We start from the raw sequence: 14,068 nt of genomic DNA on the forward strand, positions 1-14,068 counted from the left end.
AGAATGGTCCTACCTATCGGCTAAGGAGAGGCGCAGACGCCCGAGGGCGCCGGGACGGAGTACCCCCGGCGATCCATGGCGGCGTGGCGCGGCATGGTCATGCAAGAGCTCAAGTCCCTGGAAGATGCCAGTGCCTTCCGCTTCTGCGGCCTGGTCCTGGATGCGCGACGGCGCCTGTTGCTGGATGGCGAGCGCGTGCTGCCCCTGCGCGGGCGGGCGCTGGACATCCTGCGGGTGCTGCTGGAACACCCTGGCGAGCTGGTCGACAAGCAGACCCTGATGACGCGGGTCTGGCCCGGCAGCGTCGTCGAGGACATCAATCTGCGGGTGCACATCTCGGCCCTGCGCCGGGTGCTGCGCCCCTACAGCGCCGACGATCCCATCCTCAGCGTCCGCCAGCGCGGCTACGGCTTCGCGCCGCCGGTGGAGCGGCTGGGCGAAGGCGACCTCGTACCCCTGGTCGAGACGTCACCGCCGCTGACGCCCCTGGAAGGTCGCGAGACCAGCCTGGTCGAACTGCGCCGGTTGCTTGCCCAGCGCCGCCTGGTGTCGGTGGTGGGCACCGGCGGTGTCGGCAAGTCGCTGCTGGTCCAGCATCTGCTGCCCGCGCTGGCGGAAGACTTTGCCGACGGGATACAGAGTCTCGATCTCGCCGCACTGGGCCACATGATGGCGCTGGTGGAGCGCCTCGCCAGCGACCTGGGCCTCGCCAGCGGCAGCGGTCTGCCGGCGCTGCAGGAAGCCCTGGCCACGCGACGCCTGCTGCTGGTGCTGGACAACGCCGAGCGGCTGGTCGAACCCGCGGCCTGGCTGGTGGAAAATCTGCTGCAAGGCTGTCCGCAGCTCAGGGTGCTGGTCACCAGTCGCGAGGCCCTGCGGGTGGAGGGAGAGGCCGTGTTGCGCCTGGCTCCGTTGCCGATCGCGAGTCCACCCTCGCGGCACCTGCGCGATGCCATGCGCGAGCCGGCCTTCCGGTTGTTCGTCCGGCGCGCCCGGGCGCGGCTGCCAGGGCTGCAACTGCAGCCGGCCGACGTGCAACTGGTCGGCGAGATCTGTCGGCGCAGCGAGGGCGTGCCCCTGGCGCTGGAGATCCTCGCCGAGCAGGTGGCGGCCCAGGGCCTGAACGGAGTGCTGGCGCAACTCGAAGGCGGCTACTACCTCAGTGTTCAGGGCCGGCGGACCGCGGCGCAGCGGCAACGCAGTCTCGGCGCCATGCTGGACTGGAGTCTGCACAGCCTGAGCGAGTCGGAATTCGCGGTGCTGGCGACCCTGGCCGAGGCCGGCGAGCGCTTCAGTCGCAGCGAGGCCCTGGCGCTGGCGGCGCAGCGCGGGCTGGAGGAGGCGCACTTCATCCCCCTGCTGGGGCAACTGGTGGAGAAGTCGCTGATCCTGGTGGAAGGCGGCGGGGCGACGCTAGGCTACCGCCTGCTGGCCATGCTGCGGCTGCATCTGCGGCAGTTCCGCCAGCAACCGCCGCTCCAGGGCCTGCTGCTGCCAGGCCAGCGGCGGGATCCCGATGGCGCGGGTAAATACCCGGCTCAGATGCGCCTGATCGAAGAAGCCGCATTCCAGGGCGATCGCCGCCAGGGGTAACTCGCGCTCGGCGAGTAACTGCTGGGCGCGGTGGATGCGCTGCTGCCGCAACCATTCCAGTGGGGCGAGCCCGGCACTGAGCTTGAACTGGCGGGTGAAGTGACTACGCGACAGGCCGCAGACGGAAGCGACCTGGCTGACGCTGATACCGCGCTCCAGATGCTGCAGCAGTACTTCCTTGGCCAGCCGTTCCTGCCAGGCGGCCAAACCGGCCAGTCGGGTACTGGATAGAGCCAGGGTGCTATCGACGGTCATGGACATGGCGCTCTCCCTATCAAACCAGCCGCGTCGCGCGACCGCCTGGATGAGAATGATTCCCTGCAGTTGTCTGACGTGCGAGTTGCCTATCGTTAATTACCGTTAAGGCGGCAACGCGCTAGGCGCAATACTGTCGCGACGGCGCTGGCCGAGGGTGTCGCCGGGCCAGCAGGTGCCAGCCCAGCAGGGCGAGGCCGAGCAGTCCGGCGATCAGCAGGGGCGCCGGGCCATAGGCCTGGAGTCTGTCGAGCAGGGCCAGGATGTGCGCCTCGAACAGCCGGCCCAGGGCCAGGCCGGAGCCGATCCACAGGGTGGCGCCACCCAGGTCGTAGGCCAGGAAGCGCCGCAGGGGCATGGCGCTGGCACCGGCGCTGAGGGTGGCGAAGGCGGCAGCGCCGGGGACGAACTTGGCCACCAGCAGCAGGCCGGGAAGGCGGGTGGCCGCCGGGACATGGCCCGGCAGGTGGCGCAGCAGCCAGGCGCCATGTCGCCGGCCGGCCCAGTACCAGAGCAGATCGGCCAGGCCGGTGACCGCGACGGTAGCCAGCAGCGCCAGGAGCAATTCGGCTTCATCGGCCGCCGCGCCCATCACCACCAGCGACGGATAGGCCGGTACCGGCAGGCCCAGCTGTTCGCCAAAGACATTCAGCGTCAGCCAGAGGGTGGCGTTACCGGCCACCAGGGAGGTCAGGGCTTGGGTGCTCATGGCGCGTTCTCGGCAAGGGGAGGCCGTGGGAGCGGCCTCCGGGCTTGGCGCCTGCTACGCGGGCGCAGGCAGGCTCAGGGCATTTGCGGCAGTTCGTTGGGCCGCAGATCGAACACCAGCACCTCGGCGTCGGTGCCGTGGGCCAGCTGCAGCTCGCGCTCGCCGCGCAGCCTTGCGCCGTCACCGGCCTGCAGCAGGACCCCGTTCAGTTCCAGGCTGCCACGGGCGACGTGCACATAGGCATGGCGCTCGGGGGCCAGTTGCAGGCTGGCGCTTTCGCTACCGTCGAACAGGCCGGCGTAGACCCGGGCATCCTGGCGCACTTCCAGCGAACCTTCGGCGCCGTCCGGCGAGATAATCAGGGCCAGGCGGCCACGCTTGGCCTCGGCGCTGAAGTGCTGCTGCTGGTAGCGCGGTTCGGCGCGGCGCACGTTGGGCACGATCCAGATCTGCAGGAAGTGCACACTCTCGCGCTCCGAGTGGTTGTACTCGCTGTGGCTGACGCCGCTGCCGGCGCTCATCAGCTGGACGTCACCGGGACGGATCACCGAGCCGGTGCCCAGGCTGTCCTGGTGCTCCAGGGCACCTTCGAGCACATAGGAGAAGATTTCCATGTCGCGGTGCGGATGCTCGCCGAAGCCCTGGCCTCCGGTCACGGTGTCGTCATTGATCACCAACAGGTCGGAAAAGCCCTGTTCCGCCGGATTGCGATAGCTGGCGAAGGAAAAGGTGTGGAAGGACTTGAGCCAGCCGTGGTTGGCGGCGCCGCGATCGGAAGCTTTACGAATGGCCAGCATGATGAGGCTCCTTGTCTGAGTGGGGCGCGGTCTGTTCCGACGCCATGGAGTCATCCTACTGTGGCGCCCGGGTTTGATTAACGAGCTGGAAGGAGAATGGTCGTCCTGTTCTGGTTGACGATACCCCTGGCTGGCCGGCGTCAGCTGCTGCTCCGCGCTCATTGAACCTGGCGCGGACGGGCCGGCCAGAGCCTGACGGTCAGCGCCAGCAGGGCGGTCGCCAGCGCCAGGCCGGCGACGCCGCTCCAGCCCAGCCGGGCCAGCAGCAGACTGCCCAGGGCCGCGCCGCTGGCCATGCCGATGAACATACCGGTGAAGAGCACCGCGTTGAGCCGGCTGCGCGCCTCGGGTTCCAGGCCGTAGACCTGGGCCTGGTGGGCGATCAGGGTGGCCTGGACGCCGAGGTCGAAGACCACCGTCGCCAGCGCCAGCAGCGCCAGACCGGCCATGCCCGGCAGCCAGGGCAGCAGCAGGCTGGCGAAGGCCAGGGCTGCCAGGCCGATGCCCAGGCGTGTCACCCATTCCGAGCCATGGCGATCCGCCAGGCGGCCGGCCCAGGGCGCGGCCAGGGCACCGGCGGCACCGGCCAGGCCGAAGGCGCCGGCGGCGGCGCTGCCCAGCTGGAAGGGCCCGGCGTGCAGATAGAGGGCGAGGGTCGACCAGAAGGCACTGAAGCCCACCGACAGCAGCCCTTGCGCCAGGGTCGCCCGGCGCAGCGCGGCATGCCGGCGCCAGAGCGCGCCCAGGGAGCCGAGCAGCGCCGGATAACTGAGTCGGGTGGTGGCGGCGAAGGCGGGCAGGCCGCGCCACACCGCCACGCCGATGGCGGCGATGCTCAGGGCGGCGAACAGATAGACCGCCCGCCAGCCAAGCCACTCGCCGATCAGGCCGCTCACCACCCGGGACAGCAGGATGCCCAGCAGCAGGCCGGTCATCACCGTGCCGACGATGCGCCCACGCTCGACCGGCGGCGCCAGGGTCGCGGCGGCCGGTACCAGGTCCTGGGCCACGGTGGCGGCCAGCCCGGTCACCAGGCTGGCCAGCAGCAGCCCGTGCAGCCCTGGTGCCAGGCTGGCGCCCAGCAGCGCCAGCAGCAGCACGGCCAGCTTGGCCAGGATGATGCGGCGGCGGTCGAAGCGATCACCCAGGGGCGCCAGCAGCAGCAGCCCCAGGGCATAGCCGAGCTGGGTGAGGGTAGGGATCAGTCCCACGTCGGCGGCAGGTGCTGGCAGGGCGCCCGCGAGAATGCCGAGCAGCGGCTGGCTGTAATAGAGGTTGGCCACGCTCAGGCCGGCGCCGGTGGCCAGCAGGCCGAGCAGGGCGGGGGACAGGCTGGCGCTGCGCGGTGAGGTCTGGCTATGCGGGAGTGGAATGTTGGTCATGGCGATTCTCCGGGTGGGAAGACGATGAGCGCATTCTTCGCCACGGCGGTCGCTGGCTGTAGCCGAACGCCGGGTACAGGGGGTATACGTAGGCCGTATGAACACCACCTTTGCCCATGACCGTCTCGACCTGCTGGAAACCTTCGTGCGCATCGTCGAGGCCGGCAGCCTGTCGGCGGCTGCACGCCAGCTCGGGACCACGCAGCCCACCGTCAGTCGGCGCCTGCAGGCGCTGGAGGCCGCGCTGCAGGTGCGCCTGGTGCAGCGCTCGACCCACGCCCTACGCCTGACCGAGGATGGCCAGCGCTGCTATCGCCAGGCCCAGCAGCTGCTCGGCGACTGGCAGGCCTTCGCCGCCGCCCTGCACGGCGCCCACGCCGAGCCTGAGGGACGACTGCGGGTGGTGATGCCCCATGCCTTCGGCCAGGAGCAGTTGCTCGATCCGCTGGAGACCTATCTGCGGCGCTATCCGCGGATGCAGGTGGACTGGGTGCTCAGCGACCGGGCGCCGAATTTCGTCGCCGATGGCGTCGACTGCGCCATCCGGGTAGGCGTGGTGGAAGATCCGGACACCGTGGCGGTGCGCCTGGGCGACGTCCAGCGCATCCTGGTGGCGGCGCCGGAGCTGGCAGGCACCCTGCAGACACCCGAGGAGCTGACGGCGCTGCCCTGGATCGCCATGACCCAGTTCTACCAGACCGAACTGCACCTGCAGCTGGGCGCCACGGGCGAAAGCCGGCGGGTCCCCTTGCGGCCACGGCTGGCCACCGAGAGCCTCTTCGTCGCCCGTCATGCCGCGGTGCGCGGCCTGGGCTGCGCGGCGCTGTCGCACTGGATGGTGCGCGAGGACGTCGCCGCGGGTCGCCTGGTGCATCTGCTCCCCGAATGGCAGGCCGCGCCCCTGCCGATCTATCTCATCTATCCCTACGCCCGCGTCTACCCGGCGCGGCTGCGCCTGTTTCTCGAACTGGTGCGCGAGGCCTGCGCCAGGATGCTGGACGTGACGGCGCCCGCCTGAACTCAAGGATCAGGCGGGCGCAACGAGCGAGGGTGATCAGGCGAATCGGGCCGCCTGCACCGGGCGCCGGCCATCCAGGCTCAGGGCCCCGGCACCAAAGGCCGCCACCTGCAGCAGCCCACCGGCGATGGCGACGTTCTTGAGGAAGTGGATCAGCTGGTTCTGGTCGGCGAAGTGGTGGTGGAACACCAGGGCGGTGACCAGGGTGAAGGCGGCCATGGCCAGCGCTACCGGCCGGGTGCGATAGCCGATCAGCAGCAGGCTGGCGAGTCCCAGCTCCACCGCCAGGGCGCCGAGGTAGGCAAGGTCCGGGAACGGCAGGCCCATGGCGGCGATGTAGCCCTTGGTGGCCGCCGGGGCGAGCAGTTTGCCCACGCCGCTGAACAGGAAGAGGCTGGCGAGCAGCAGGCGGCCGGTGGTGGCGGTGAGGGCTTGAGTGTTCATCGTTGACTGTCCTTCGTGAGGTCCGGCATCCGGTATGGATGCGATGGGGCCAGATTACTGTCCACCCTGGATTCGATTAAGTAGCCTTGTCGCGTTTAATAGTCTCTCGAGAGTTGACTATCTCCCAGGTGCCGGTCTGCACTGTGACCTGAATCCTTTCACCTGCACGCCACAGCACAGGCGTCCAAAAACCAGCACAGACGTCCAAGGCCGCCCGTCGTCGTCCGGGTGAAAGTCCGCCCCATCGACGGCGCGAGGCCTTTCTCGCAGCCGGCTCTTTAGCAGGAGGCTGGGCCATGGAACGCGTGCGACTGGATCTGGGACTCTTGTTCCTGCGCCTGGGTGGCGCCGGACTGCTCCTGGCGGTGCATGGCCTGCCCAAGGCGCTGCATTTCCGCCAGCAGCTCGGCCTGATCGAGGACCCGCTGCACCTGGGCGCCTGGCCGACGCTGGGTTTCGCGGTCTTCGCCGAGGTCGTCTGCCCGCTGCTGATCGCCCTGGGCTGGGCGACGCGCCTGGCCTGCCTGCCGATCCTCGGCGTGCTGCTGATCGCGCTGCTGGTGGTGCATCCGCAGTGGTCCCTGGAAGAGGGCCAGTTCGGCTGGCTGCTGCTGGTGCTGTTCGGCACCCTGGCGCTCACCGGGCCGGGTCGCTATTCGCTGGAGGCGCGGCTGGCCAGGCGTCATGCCACCCAAGGCGGTTTCGCGAGGGCGCTGTCATGAGTGCCGCACCTGGGCAGGACCTGCAGCAGGCACACAGCCGCATCGTCACCCTGGTGATCCGCCACCAGCCCCTGGCCGGCCGGCACCAGGCCTACCAGCGCTGGCTGGAGCGCGCGGTCACCGCTGCCCGTGAAGCCTGCGGCCATCTGGGCGTGGACGTCATCCCGCCGGCCGAGCAGGGCGCCGCCTTTACCACCCTGGTGCGCTTCGCCGACGTCGAGCGACTGCAGGCCTGGCTGGCCTCGCCCGAGCGCCAGGCGCTGATCGCCGAGGTGGCGCCGCTGCTGCGCGAGGCCGATGCCCCCGAGGTGCATGCCGACGCCGAATTCTGGTTCAACCCGCCACGCCCCGGCGTGCGCCAGCCGCCGGCCTGGAAGCAGGCGGTGCTGACCTACCTGGTCATCGCGCCCCTGACCATGCTGATCCCGCCGCTGTGGCAGCCGCTGTTCGCGCGTTATCCGCTGCTGGCCGGCACTGTGCCGAGCAACCTGCTGATCACCCTGTGCATCGTGCCGCTGGTGGTGTTCCTGATCATGCCGAGGGTGAGCCGCCTGTGCGCGCCCTGGCTCAACGCCCGCTCGGGCGCCTTTTCCACTTCTTCCACCCAACGAGGCGAGCAACCATGAGCACCTTCATCACCCGCGACGGCGTCGAGATCTATTTCAAGGACTGGGGCAGCGGCAAGCCCGTGCTGTTCAGCCACGGCTGGCCGCTGGACGCCGACATGTGGGACTACCAGATGCACCATCTGGCCAGCCACGGCTATCGCGCCATCGCCTTCGACCGCCGCGGTTTCGGGCGCTCCGGCCAGCCGTGGAACGGCTACGACTACGACACCTTCGCCGACGACATCAAGGAGCTGATCGAGCACCTGGATCTGCGCGACGTCACCCTGGTGGGCTTCTCCATGGGCGGTGGCGATGTCAGCCGCTACCTGGCGCGCCACGGCTCGGCGCGGGTCGCCAAGCTGGCGCTGCTTGGCGCCGTCACCCCGCTGTTCGGGCAGCAGCCGGACTTCCCCCAGGGCGTCGACAAAGGCGTCTTCGACGGTATCCGCGGCGGTCTGCTGAAGGACCGTGCCCAGTTCCTCGCCGACTTCGCCCCGGTGTTCTATGGCACCAACCAGGGCCAGCAGGTCTCCGCTGGCGTCTTCACCCAGACCCTCAACATCGCCCTGCTGGCCTCGCTCAAGGGCACGGTCGACTGCGTCACCGCTTTCGCGGAAACCGACTTCCGTCCGGACATGGCCAGGATCGACGTGCCGACCCTGGTGATCCACGGCGACGCCGACCAGGTGGTGCCCTTCGCGACCACCGGCAAGCTGGCCGCCGAGCTGATCCGTGGCGCCGAGCTCAAGGTGTACGCCGGCGCCCCCCACGGCTTCGCGGTGACTCACGCCGAGCAGCTGAACCGCGACCTGCTGGCCTTCGTCGCCCGCTGAGCTTCCCGGGCGCCCTGCGCCCGGACTTCTGATCCTGGTCCCGGAGGCCACATGCAACACGCCGATCTGATTCTGCACAACGGCAAGCTCCACACCGTCGATCCCGAGCGCCCCGAGGCGACCGCGGTCGCCATCAAGGACGGCGTCTTTCTTGCCGTGGGCAGCGACAGCGACGTCATGGCGCATCGCGGCCCGGGCACCCAGGTGGTCGACCTGCGCGGTCGCCGCGCCATCCCGGGCCTCAACGACTCCCACCTGCACCTGATCCGCGGTGGCCTCAACTACAACCTGGAACTGCGCTGGGAGGGCGTGCCCTCGCTGGCCGATGCCCTGCGCATGCTCAAGGACCAGGCCGAGCGCACCCCGGCGCCCCAGTGGGTGCGGGTGGTGGGCGGCTGGAACGAATTCCAGTTCGCCGAGCGCCGGCTGCCGACCCTGGAGGAGCTCAACCAGGCCGCGCCGGACACCCCGGTGTTCATCCTCCACCTCTACGACCGGGCGCTGCTCAACCGCGCCGCCCTGCGTGTCGTGGGCTACACCAAGGACACGCCCAATCCGCCAGGTGGCGAGATCCAGCGCGATGCCCGCGGCGAGCCCACCGGCATGCTCATCGCCCGGCCCAACGCCATGATCCTCTACGCCACCCTGGCCAAGGGGCCCAAGCTGCCGCTGGAATACCAGGTCAATTCCACCCGCCAGTTCATGCGCGAGCTCAATCGCCTGGGCCTGACCAGCGCCATCGATGCCGGCGGCGGCTTCCAGAACTACCCGGACGACTACCAGGTCATCCAGGAACTGGCCGATGCCGACCAGCTCACCGTACGTATCGCCTACAACCTCTTCACCCAGCGGCCCAGGGAAGAGCTGACCGACTTCAGGAACTGGACCAGCAGCGTCACCCTGCACCAGGGCACCGACTTCCTCCGCCACAACGGCGCCGGCGAGATGCTGGCCTTCTCCGCGGCCGACTTCGAGGACTTCCTCGAACCGCGCCCGGACCTGCCGCCCACCATGGAGGCCGATCTGGAACCGGTGGTGCGCCACCTGGTGGAGCAGCGCTGGCCGTTCCGCCTGCACGCCACCTATGACGAATCCATCTCGCGCATGCTCGACGTCTTCGAGCGGGTTGATCGCGACGTGCCCTTCAACGGGCTGCCCTGGTTCTTCGACCACGCCGAGACCATCAGCCCGCGCAACATCGAGCGGGTCAAGGCCCTCGGCGGCGGCATCGCCATCCAGGATCGCATGGCCTTCCAGGGCGAATACTTCGTCGACCGCTATGGCGCCAAGGCCGCCGAGCAGACCCCGCCGATCCAGCGCATGCTCGCCGAAGGCGTACCGGTAGGGGCGGGGACCGACGCCACCCGCGTCTCCAGCTACAACCCCTGGACCTCGCTCTACTGGATGGTCAGCGGCCGTACCGTGGGCGGCCTGGCGCTCTATCAGGAGGGGCTGCCGCGGGCCACCGCCCTGCAGCTGTTCACCCAGGGCAGCGCCTGGTTCTCCTCGGAGCAGGGCAAGAAGGGCCAGTTGCGAGTGGGCCAGCTGGCCGATGTGGCGGTGCTCTCGGCGGACTTCTTCACCGTCGAGGAAGAGGCCATCAAGCACCTGGAGTCCGTGCTGACCGTGGTCGGCGGCCGTATCGTCCATGGCACCGAGGAATTCGATCGCCTGGGTCCGCCGCCCTTGCCGGTCACCCCGGACTGGTCGCCGGTGGTCAAGGTGCCCGGCCACTGGAAGCCCGGCGCGCCCTTGCAGGCCGTCGTGCACCAGTGCGCCGGTGCCTGTTCCGTGCATGGCCACGGCCATGAGCGGGCGCGCCAGAGCAAGGTGCCGGTCAGCGACTTCAGTGGCTTCTGGGGCGCCTTCGGCTGCTCCTGCTTCAGCTTCTGAGGAGCGTCCGCCATGACCGCCGCCGCCCCGCCTCCCAACGCCGCCTCGCCCTGGCAGCCCCTGCGTCAGCGCACCTTCCGCTGGCTGTGGCTGGCCAGCATCGCCTCCAACATCGGTACCTGGATGCACGAGGTGGGCGCCGGCTGGCTGATGACCTCGTTGTCGGCCAGCCCCCTGGCGGTGGCCCTGGTCCAGGTGGCGGGGGCACTGCCGATGTTCCTGCTGGCACTGCCGGCCGGTGCCCTGGCCGACATCGTCGACCGCCGTCGCTACCTGCTCGGCGTGCAGCTGTGGATGGCCGCGGTGGCCCTGGCACTGGCCGGGCTGACCCTGGCCGGCTGGATGACCGTACCGCTGCTGCTGGGTCTGACCCTGGCCATGGGCGTGGGCACGGCGCTGATGCTGCCGGCCTGGTCGGCGCTGACCCCCGAGCTGGTCGACAAGCGCGAGCTGCCCGCGGCCATCGCCCTGTCCAGTCTGGGCATGAACGTGGCCCGTGCCCTCGGCCCGGCGCTGGCCGGGGTGCTGGTCAGCCTGGCCGGTCCCTGGCTGACCTTCGCCCTTAACGCCGTTTCCTTCCTGGCCGTGATCGTCGCGCTCCTGACCTGGCGACGCCAACCTACAGCCGCCGTGCTGCCCGCGGAGCGCCTGCTGGGCGCCGTCCGGGTCGGCCTCCGCTATGCCCGCAGCTCGCTCCAGCTGCAGGTGGTGCTGGCCCGGACCGCCGCGTTTTTCCTTGGCGCCAGCGCCGGCATGGCCCTGTTGCCACTGCTGGTGCGCCAGGCCCTGCAGGGCACCGCCCTGGATTTCGGCATCCTGCTCGGTTGCGTCGGCCTGGGCGCCATCGGCGGCGCCATGCTCCTGCCACGCCTGCGCGAACGGCTGTCCAGCGACCTGCTGGTGGCGGGTGCCAGTGCGCTCTATGCCGGGGTCCTGCTCGGCCTGGCCTGGATTCGCGACTTCGCCTGGCTGCTGCCGGTCATGCTGGTCAGTGGCCTGGCCTGGATCGCCGTGCTCTCCAGCCTGCAGGTGGCGGCCCAGACCGCCGTGCCCGGCTGGGTGCGCGCCCGTGCCCTGGCCGTCTACATCCTGGTGTTCTTTGGTACCAGCGCCTTGGGCGGCTTGCTCTGGGGTGCCCTGGCCAGTCACTTCTCCCTGAGCCTGGCGCTGAGCGCGGCGGCCGGGGTGCTGCTGGCCGGCATCGGGCTGACCTGGCGCCTGCGTCTGCCGGTCACCCCGGCGGCCGATATCGCCCCTTCGCTGCACTGGCCGGCGCCCATCCTCGACGACTCCCTGGATCGCGAGCGCGGCCCGGTGATGGTCACCCTGGAATACGACATCGCCCCCGAGCATGGCCCGGCCTTTCGCCAGGCCATGCAGGCGGTGGGCGCCATGCGCCGACGCAACGGCGCCTTCTCCTGGGCCCTGCTGCAGGACAGCGCCGAACCGCGGCTCTGGCAGGAATTCTTCTGCGACGAATCCTGGCTGGAACACCTGCGCCACCACCACCGCGTCACCCAGAGCGAACAGCGCCTGGAAGCGGCGGCGCGCCAGTACCAGACCCCCGGCGTGCCCGTCGCCATTCGCCATCTCCTGGGCGGTGCCTGATGCCGCCCTTCACCCGCAACCCCCAAACCACTCCCTGAGGACTCCACCATGAGCAAGCCCTACAACCGTCTCGACAAGAACGATGCCGTCGTCCTGCTGATCGACCACCAGGCCGGTCTGATCTCGCTGGTTCAGGATTTCACCCCCAGTGACTTCAAGAACAACGTTCTGGCCCTGGCCAACAGTGCCAAGTTCTTTGGCCTGCCCACCATCCTCACCACCAGCTTCGAACAGGGCCCCAACGGCCCGCTGGTGCCCGAGCTGGTCGAGCTGTTCCCCGAGGCGCCGTACATCGCCCGCCCCGGCCAGATCAACGCCTGGGACAACGAAGACTTCGTTGCCGCCATCAAGGCCACCGGCCGCAAGCAGCTGATCATCGCCGGCGTGGTGACCGACGTCTGCGTGACCTTCCCGGCCCTGGCGGCCATCGCCGAAGGCTTCGACGTCTTCGTGGTGACCGATGCCTCCGGCACCTTCGACAAGACCGTGCAACAGGCCGCCTGGGCGCGCATGAGCGCCGCCGGCGTGCAGCTGATGAACTGGTTCAGCGTCGCCTGCGAACTGCACCGCGACTGGCGCAACGACATCGAGGGCCTGGGCGCGCTGCTGTCCAACCACATCCCCAACTACCGCAACCTGATGACCAGCTACGCCAAGCTGGCCGCCAAGTAAGGTAAACGACAGGCAGGCGCCCCTCCCGGCGCCTGACCTTCGCGGAGGGATGCCGTGAACCGCAACGACCTGCGCCGCATCGACCTGCACCTGCTGGTGGTGTTCGAAAGCCTGATGCACGAGCGCAACCTCACCCGCACCGCGGAAAAGCTCTTTCTCGGCCAGCCGGCCATCAGTGCCGCCCTGGTGCGGCTGCGGCAATTCTTCGACGATCCCCTGCTGGTGCGCAGCGGCCGCGCGATGGAGCCCACGCCGCGGGCCCTGGCCATTCTCGAACGGCTGCGCCCGGCGCTGGACGGCCTGTCCAATGCCTTGAGCGAGGTCGACGACTTCGACCCCGGCGCCAGTCGTGCGGTGTTTCGCCTGGGCATGTCCGACGATGTCGAGTGCGGTCTGCTGCCGCCGCTGCTGGCCCATCTGCGCGAGGTGGCGCCGCACTGCGTGCTGGTGGTGCGCAACGCCAACTTCCTGCTCCTGCCCGGCCTGCTGGCCAGTGGCGAAGTCTCCCTGGGCATCAGCTACACCACCCAGCTGCCGGCCAATGCCAGGTGCCGCACCCTGAGGCACATCCGCGCCCTGGTGGTCCGCGCCGACAGCGATCCCGCGCCCCTGACCCTGGACGACTACTGCGCGCGGCCCCATGTGCTGGTGTCCATGTCCGGCGATCTCTGCGGCAACATCGACGACGACCTGGCACGTCTCGGCCGCAGTCGCAAGGTGGCCCTGGGCGTGCCCCACTTCAACGGTCTCGGCGCCCTGCTGGCGGGCAGCGAATTGCTCGCCACGGTGCCCGACTACGCCGCCCGGGCGCTGGCCGCGGGCGGCGGCCTGCGCATCGAGGAACCGCCGTTTCCCATCGTCCCGGCCAAGCTGTCGCTGGTCTGGCGCGCGGCCCAGGACCAGGACCCGGGCGAGCGCTGGCTGCGCGGCGAGATCAGCAGATTCATGGGCGAAAACCTCTAGCGCGGCGGCTATCAGCGCCGTCGATAAGCGCTATCCGCCGGTACGATTTATGGGAAAGGGGGTTGGCTTTCTAGGATGGCTGCATGTCTTCCGGAGCCACGCCCATGAACCTCGCCATCCTCCGCAACGCCTTCCGCCTGCTGGCCTGCGCCGGCTTCCTCGCCATGCTGGCCGGCTGCGCCAGCTCCCACAACGCCTACCTCAGGGATGGCAGCACGGCCTACCTGGTGCAGTGCAACGGGGTCTTCGGCAGCTGGTCGGGTTGCGCCGGGGAAGCCGCGGAGCGCTGCAGCACCGGCAGCTACCGGGTCCTCGCCCGCAATCATCTGGACGGTGCCAGCGAAGCCCAGGCCGAAGCCAGTGTCGCCGGCCAGTCCTACCCGGTGCGCAACCTGCTGGTGCAGTGCCAGGGCGAGCAACTCGCCTGGCGGGTGGGCAACTTCGTGCGCCGGCTGCCGGTCAGCGAGGGGTGAGGGCGGATCAGCGGGCTGTCGAGCGTTCTGCAAGCAGGCGCTCTGCAAACGGCTGAAGGCCTGCTCGGATAACCCCTCTACCTCTGGTAGGGGTTGGG

At 69.5% G+C, this 14,068-nt stretch carries 14 protein-coding genes and 1 pseudogene; 10 read left to right on the top strand and 5 right to left on the bottom strand.

Features of this window, described 5'->3' with window-relative positions; all coding sequences use genetic code 11:
• Nucleotides 1-99: 99 nt before the first annotated feature.
• Nucleotides 100-792 (top strand): annotated as a pseudogene (locus QE393_RS22415) (transcriptional regulator); the annotation flags it as partial.
• Between the two features lie 621 nt (nt 793-1,413).
• Here the strand turns inward: QE393_RS22415 and QE393_RS00175 are convergent.
• The 4 genes from QE393_RS00175 to QE393_RS00190 form a co-directional block, all read right to left on the bottom strand.
• Nucleotides 1,414-1,854, bottom strand: a complete 441-nt coding sequence (locus QE393_RS00175) for an AraC family transcriptional regulator (RefSeq protein WP_310041531.1) — start codon at nt 1,852-1,854, stop codon at nt 1,414-1,416.
• A gap of 115 nt (nt 1,855-1,969) precedes the next feature.
• The gene (locus QE393_RS00180) at nt 1,970-2,557 is read right to left on the bottom strand and encodes a VTT domain-containing protein (RefSeq protein ID WP_310041533.1); all 588 of its coding nucleotides are present in this window, start codon (nt 2,555-2,557) and stop codon (nt 1,970-1,972) included.
• A gap of 74 nt (nt 2,558-2,631) precedes the next feature.
• The gene (locus tag QE393_RS00185; RefSeq protein WP_273810291.1) at nt 2,632-3,354 is read right to left on the bottom strand and encodes a pirin family protein; all 723 of its coding nucleotides are present in this window, start codon (nt 3,352-3,354) and stop codon (nt 2,632-2,634) included.
• A gap of 158 nt (nt 3,355-3,512) precedes the next feature.
• Nucleotides 3,513-4,736, bottom strand: a complete 1,224-nt coding sequence (locus QE393_RS00190; RefSeq protein WP_310041536.1) for an MFS transporter — start codon at nt 4,734-4,736, stop codon at nt 3,513-3,515.
• 97 nt (nt 4,737-4,833) lie between these two features.
• On the opposite strand from QE393_RS00190, the gene QE393_RS00195 reads away from it, so the two are divergent.
• Nucleotides 4,834-5,754 (top strand): LysR family transcriptional regulator, encoded by a 921-nt coding sequence (locus tag QE393_RS00195; RefSeq protein ID WP_310041537.1) that lies wholly within the window; start codon nt 4,834-4,836, stop codon nt 5,752-5,754.
• A 36-nt stretch (nt 5,755-5,790) separates the two neighbouring features.
• Here QE393_RS00195 and QE393_RS00200 read toward each other — a convergent pair whose 3' ends face one another.
• Nucleotides 5,791-6,198: a DoxX family protein gene (locus QE393_RS00200; RefSeq protein WP_310041539.1), complete on the bottom strand. Its 408-nt coding sequence runs from the start codon at nt 6,196-6,198 to the stop codon at nt 5,791-5,793.
• 296 nt (nt 6,199-6,494) lie between these two features.
• Here QE393_RS00200 and QE393_RS00205 point away from each other — a divergent pair, with 296 nt between their 5' ends.
• The 8 genes from QE393_RS00205 (at nt 6,495) to QE393_RS00240 (ending at nt 13,970) form a co-directional block, all read left to right on the top strand.
• Complete coding sequence (locus QE393_RS00205; RefSeq protein WP_273810284.1) at nt 6,495-6,920, top strand: DoxX family protein; 426 nt, start codon at nt 6,495-6,497, stop codon at nt 6,918-6,920.
• On the top strand, nt 6,917-7,546 hold the full coding sequence (locus tag QE393_RS00210) for an antibiotic biosynthesis monooxygenase (RefSeq protein ID WP_310041542.1): 630 nt from the start codon (nt 6,917-6,919) through the stop codon (nt 7,544-7,546). Before QE393_RS00205 ends, QE393_RS00210 begins: the two co-directional genes overlap by 4 nt.
• Nucleotides 7,543-8,361, top strand: coding sequence for an alpha/beta hydrolase (locus QE393_RS00215; RefSeq protein ID WP_310041545.1), 819 nt, complete (start codon nt 7,543-7,545; stop codon nt 8,359-8,361). Before QE393_RS00210 ends, QE393_RS00215 begins: the two co-directional genes overlap by 4 nt.
• A gap of 51 nt (nt 8,362-8,412) precedes the next feature.
• Nucleotides 8,413-10,254: an amidohydrolase gene (locus tag QE393_RS00220; RefSeq protein WP_310041547.1), complete on the top strand. Its 1,842-nt coding sequence runs from the start codon at nt 8,413-8,415 to the stop codon at nt 10,252-10,254.
• Between the two features lie 12 nt (nt 10,255-10,266).
• The gene (locus QE393_RS00225) at nt 10,267-11,862 is read left to right on the top strand and encodes an MFS transporter (protein WP_310041549.1); all 1,596 of its coding nucleotides are present in this window, start codon (nt 10,267-10,269) and stop codon (nt 11,860-11,862) included.
• Between the two features lie 48 nt (nt 11,863-11,910).
• Nucleotides 11,911-12,534, top strand: a complete 624-nt coding sequence (gene ycaC, locus QE393_RS00230) for an isochorismate family cysteine hydrolase YcaC (RefSeq protein ID WP_059313433.1) — start codon at nt 11,911-11,913, stop codon at nt 12,532-12,534.
• A gap of 54 nt (nt 12,535-12,588) precedes the next feature.
• Nucleotides 12,589-13,497, top strand: coding sequence for a LysR substrate-binding domain-containing protein (locus QE393_RS00235; protein WP_273810278.1), 909 nt, complete (start codon nt 12,589-12,591; stop codon nt 13,495-13,497).
• Between the two features lie 83 nt (nt 13,498-13,580).
• Nucleotides 13,581-13,970 carry a hypothetical protein gene (locus tag QE393_RS00240; protein WP_273810277.1) on the top strand — a complete coding sequence of 130 codons (390 nt, stop codon included), beginning with the start codon at nt 13,581-13,583 and terminating at the stop codon, nt 13,968-13,970.
• Nucleotides 13,971-14,068: the final 98 nt, after the last annotated feature.

It is taken from the genome of Pseudomonas sp. SORGH_AS_0211, assembly GCF_031453455.1.
In the GTDB taxonomy this organism is placed as follows: domain Bacteria; phylum Pseudomonadota; class Gammaproteobacteria; order Pseudomonadales; family Pseudomonadaceae; genus Chryseomonas; species Chryseomonas aestiva.

What these genes read in the sequence shown, in the direction of transcription:
- QE393_RS00175 (WP_310041531.1), bottom strand. Translation starts at nt 1,854, where the DNA reads ATGTCCATGACCGTCGATAGCACCCTGGCTCTATCCAGTACCCGACTG.
- QE393_RS00180 (WP_310041533.1), bottom strand. Translation starts at nt 2,557, where the DNA reads ATGAGCACCCAAGCCCTGACCTCCCTGGTGGCCGGTAACGCCACCCTC.
- QE393_RS00185 (WP_273810291.1), bottom strand. Translation starts at nt 3,354, where the DNA reads ATGCTGGCCATTCGTAAAGCTTCCGATCGCGGCGCCGCCAACCACGGC.
- QE393_RS00190 (WP_310041536.1), bottom strand. Translation starts at nt 4,736, where the DNA reads ATGACCAACATTCCACTCCCGCATAGCCAGACCTCACCGCGCAGCGCC.
- QE393_RS00195 (WP_310041537.1), top strand. Translation starts at nt 4,834, where the DNA reads ATGAACACCACCTTTGCCCATGACCGTCTCGACCTGCTGGAAACCTTC.
- QE393_RS00200 (WP_310041539.1), bottom strand. Translation starts at nt 6,198, where the DNA reads ATGAACACTCAAGCCCTCACCGCCACCACCGGCCGCCTGCTGCTCGCC.
- QE393_RS00205 (WP_273810284.1), top strand. Translation starts at nt 6,495, where the DNA reads ATGGAACGCGTGCGACTGGATCTGGGACTCTTGTTCCTGCGCCTGGGT.
- QE393_RS00210 (WP_310041542.1), top strand. Translation starts at nt 6,917, where the DNA reads ATGAGTGCCGCACCTGGGCAGGACCTGCAGCAGGCACACAGCCGCATC.
- QE393_RS00215 (WP_310041545.1), top strand. Translation starts at nt 7,543, where the DNA reads ATGAGCACCTTCATCACCCGCGACGGCGTCGAGATCTATTTCAAGGAC.
- QE393_RS00220 (WP_310041547.1), top strand. Translation starts at nt 8,413, where the DNA reads ATGCAACACGCCGATCTGATTCTGCACAACGGCAAGCTCCACACCGTC.
- QE393_RS00225 (WP_310041549.1), top strand. Translation starts at nt 10,267, where the DNA reads ATGACCGCCGCCGCCCCGCCTCCCAACGCCGCCTCGCCCTGGCAGCCC.
- ycaC (WP_059313433.1), top strand. Translation starts at nt 11,911, where the DNA reads ATGAGCAAGCCCTACAACCGTCTCGACAAGAACGATGCCGTCGTCCTG.
- QE393_RS00240 (WP_273810277.1), top strand. Translation starts at nt 13,581, where the DNA reads ATGTCTTCCGGAGCCACGCCCATGAACCTCGCCATCCTCCGCAACGCC.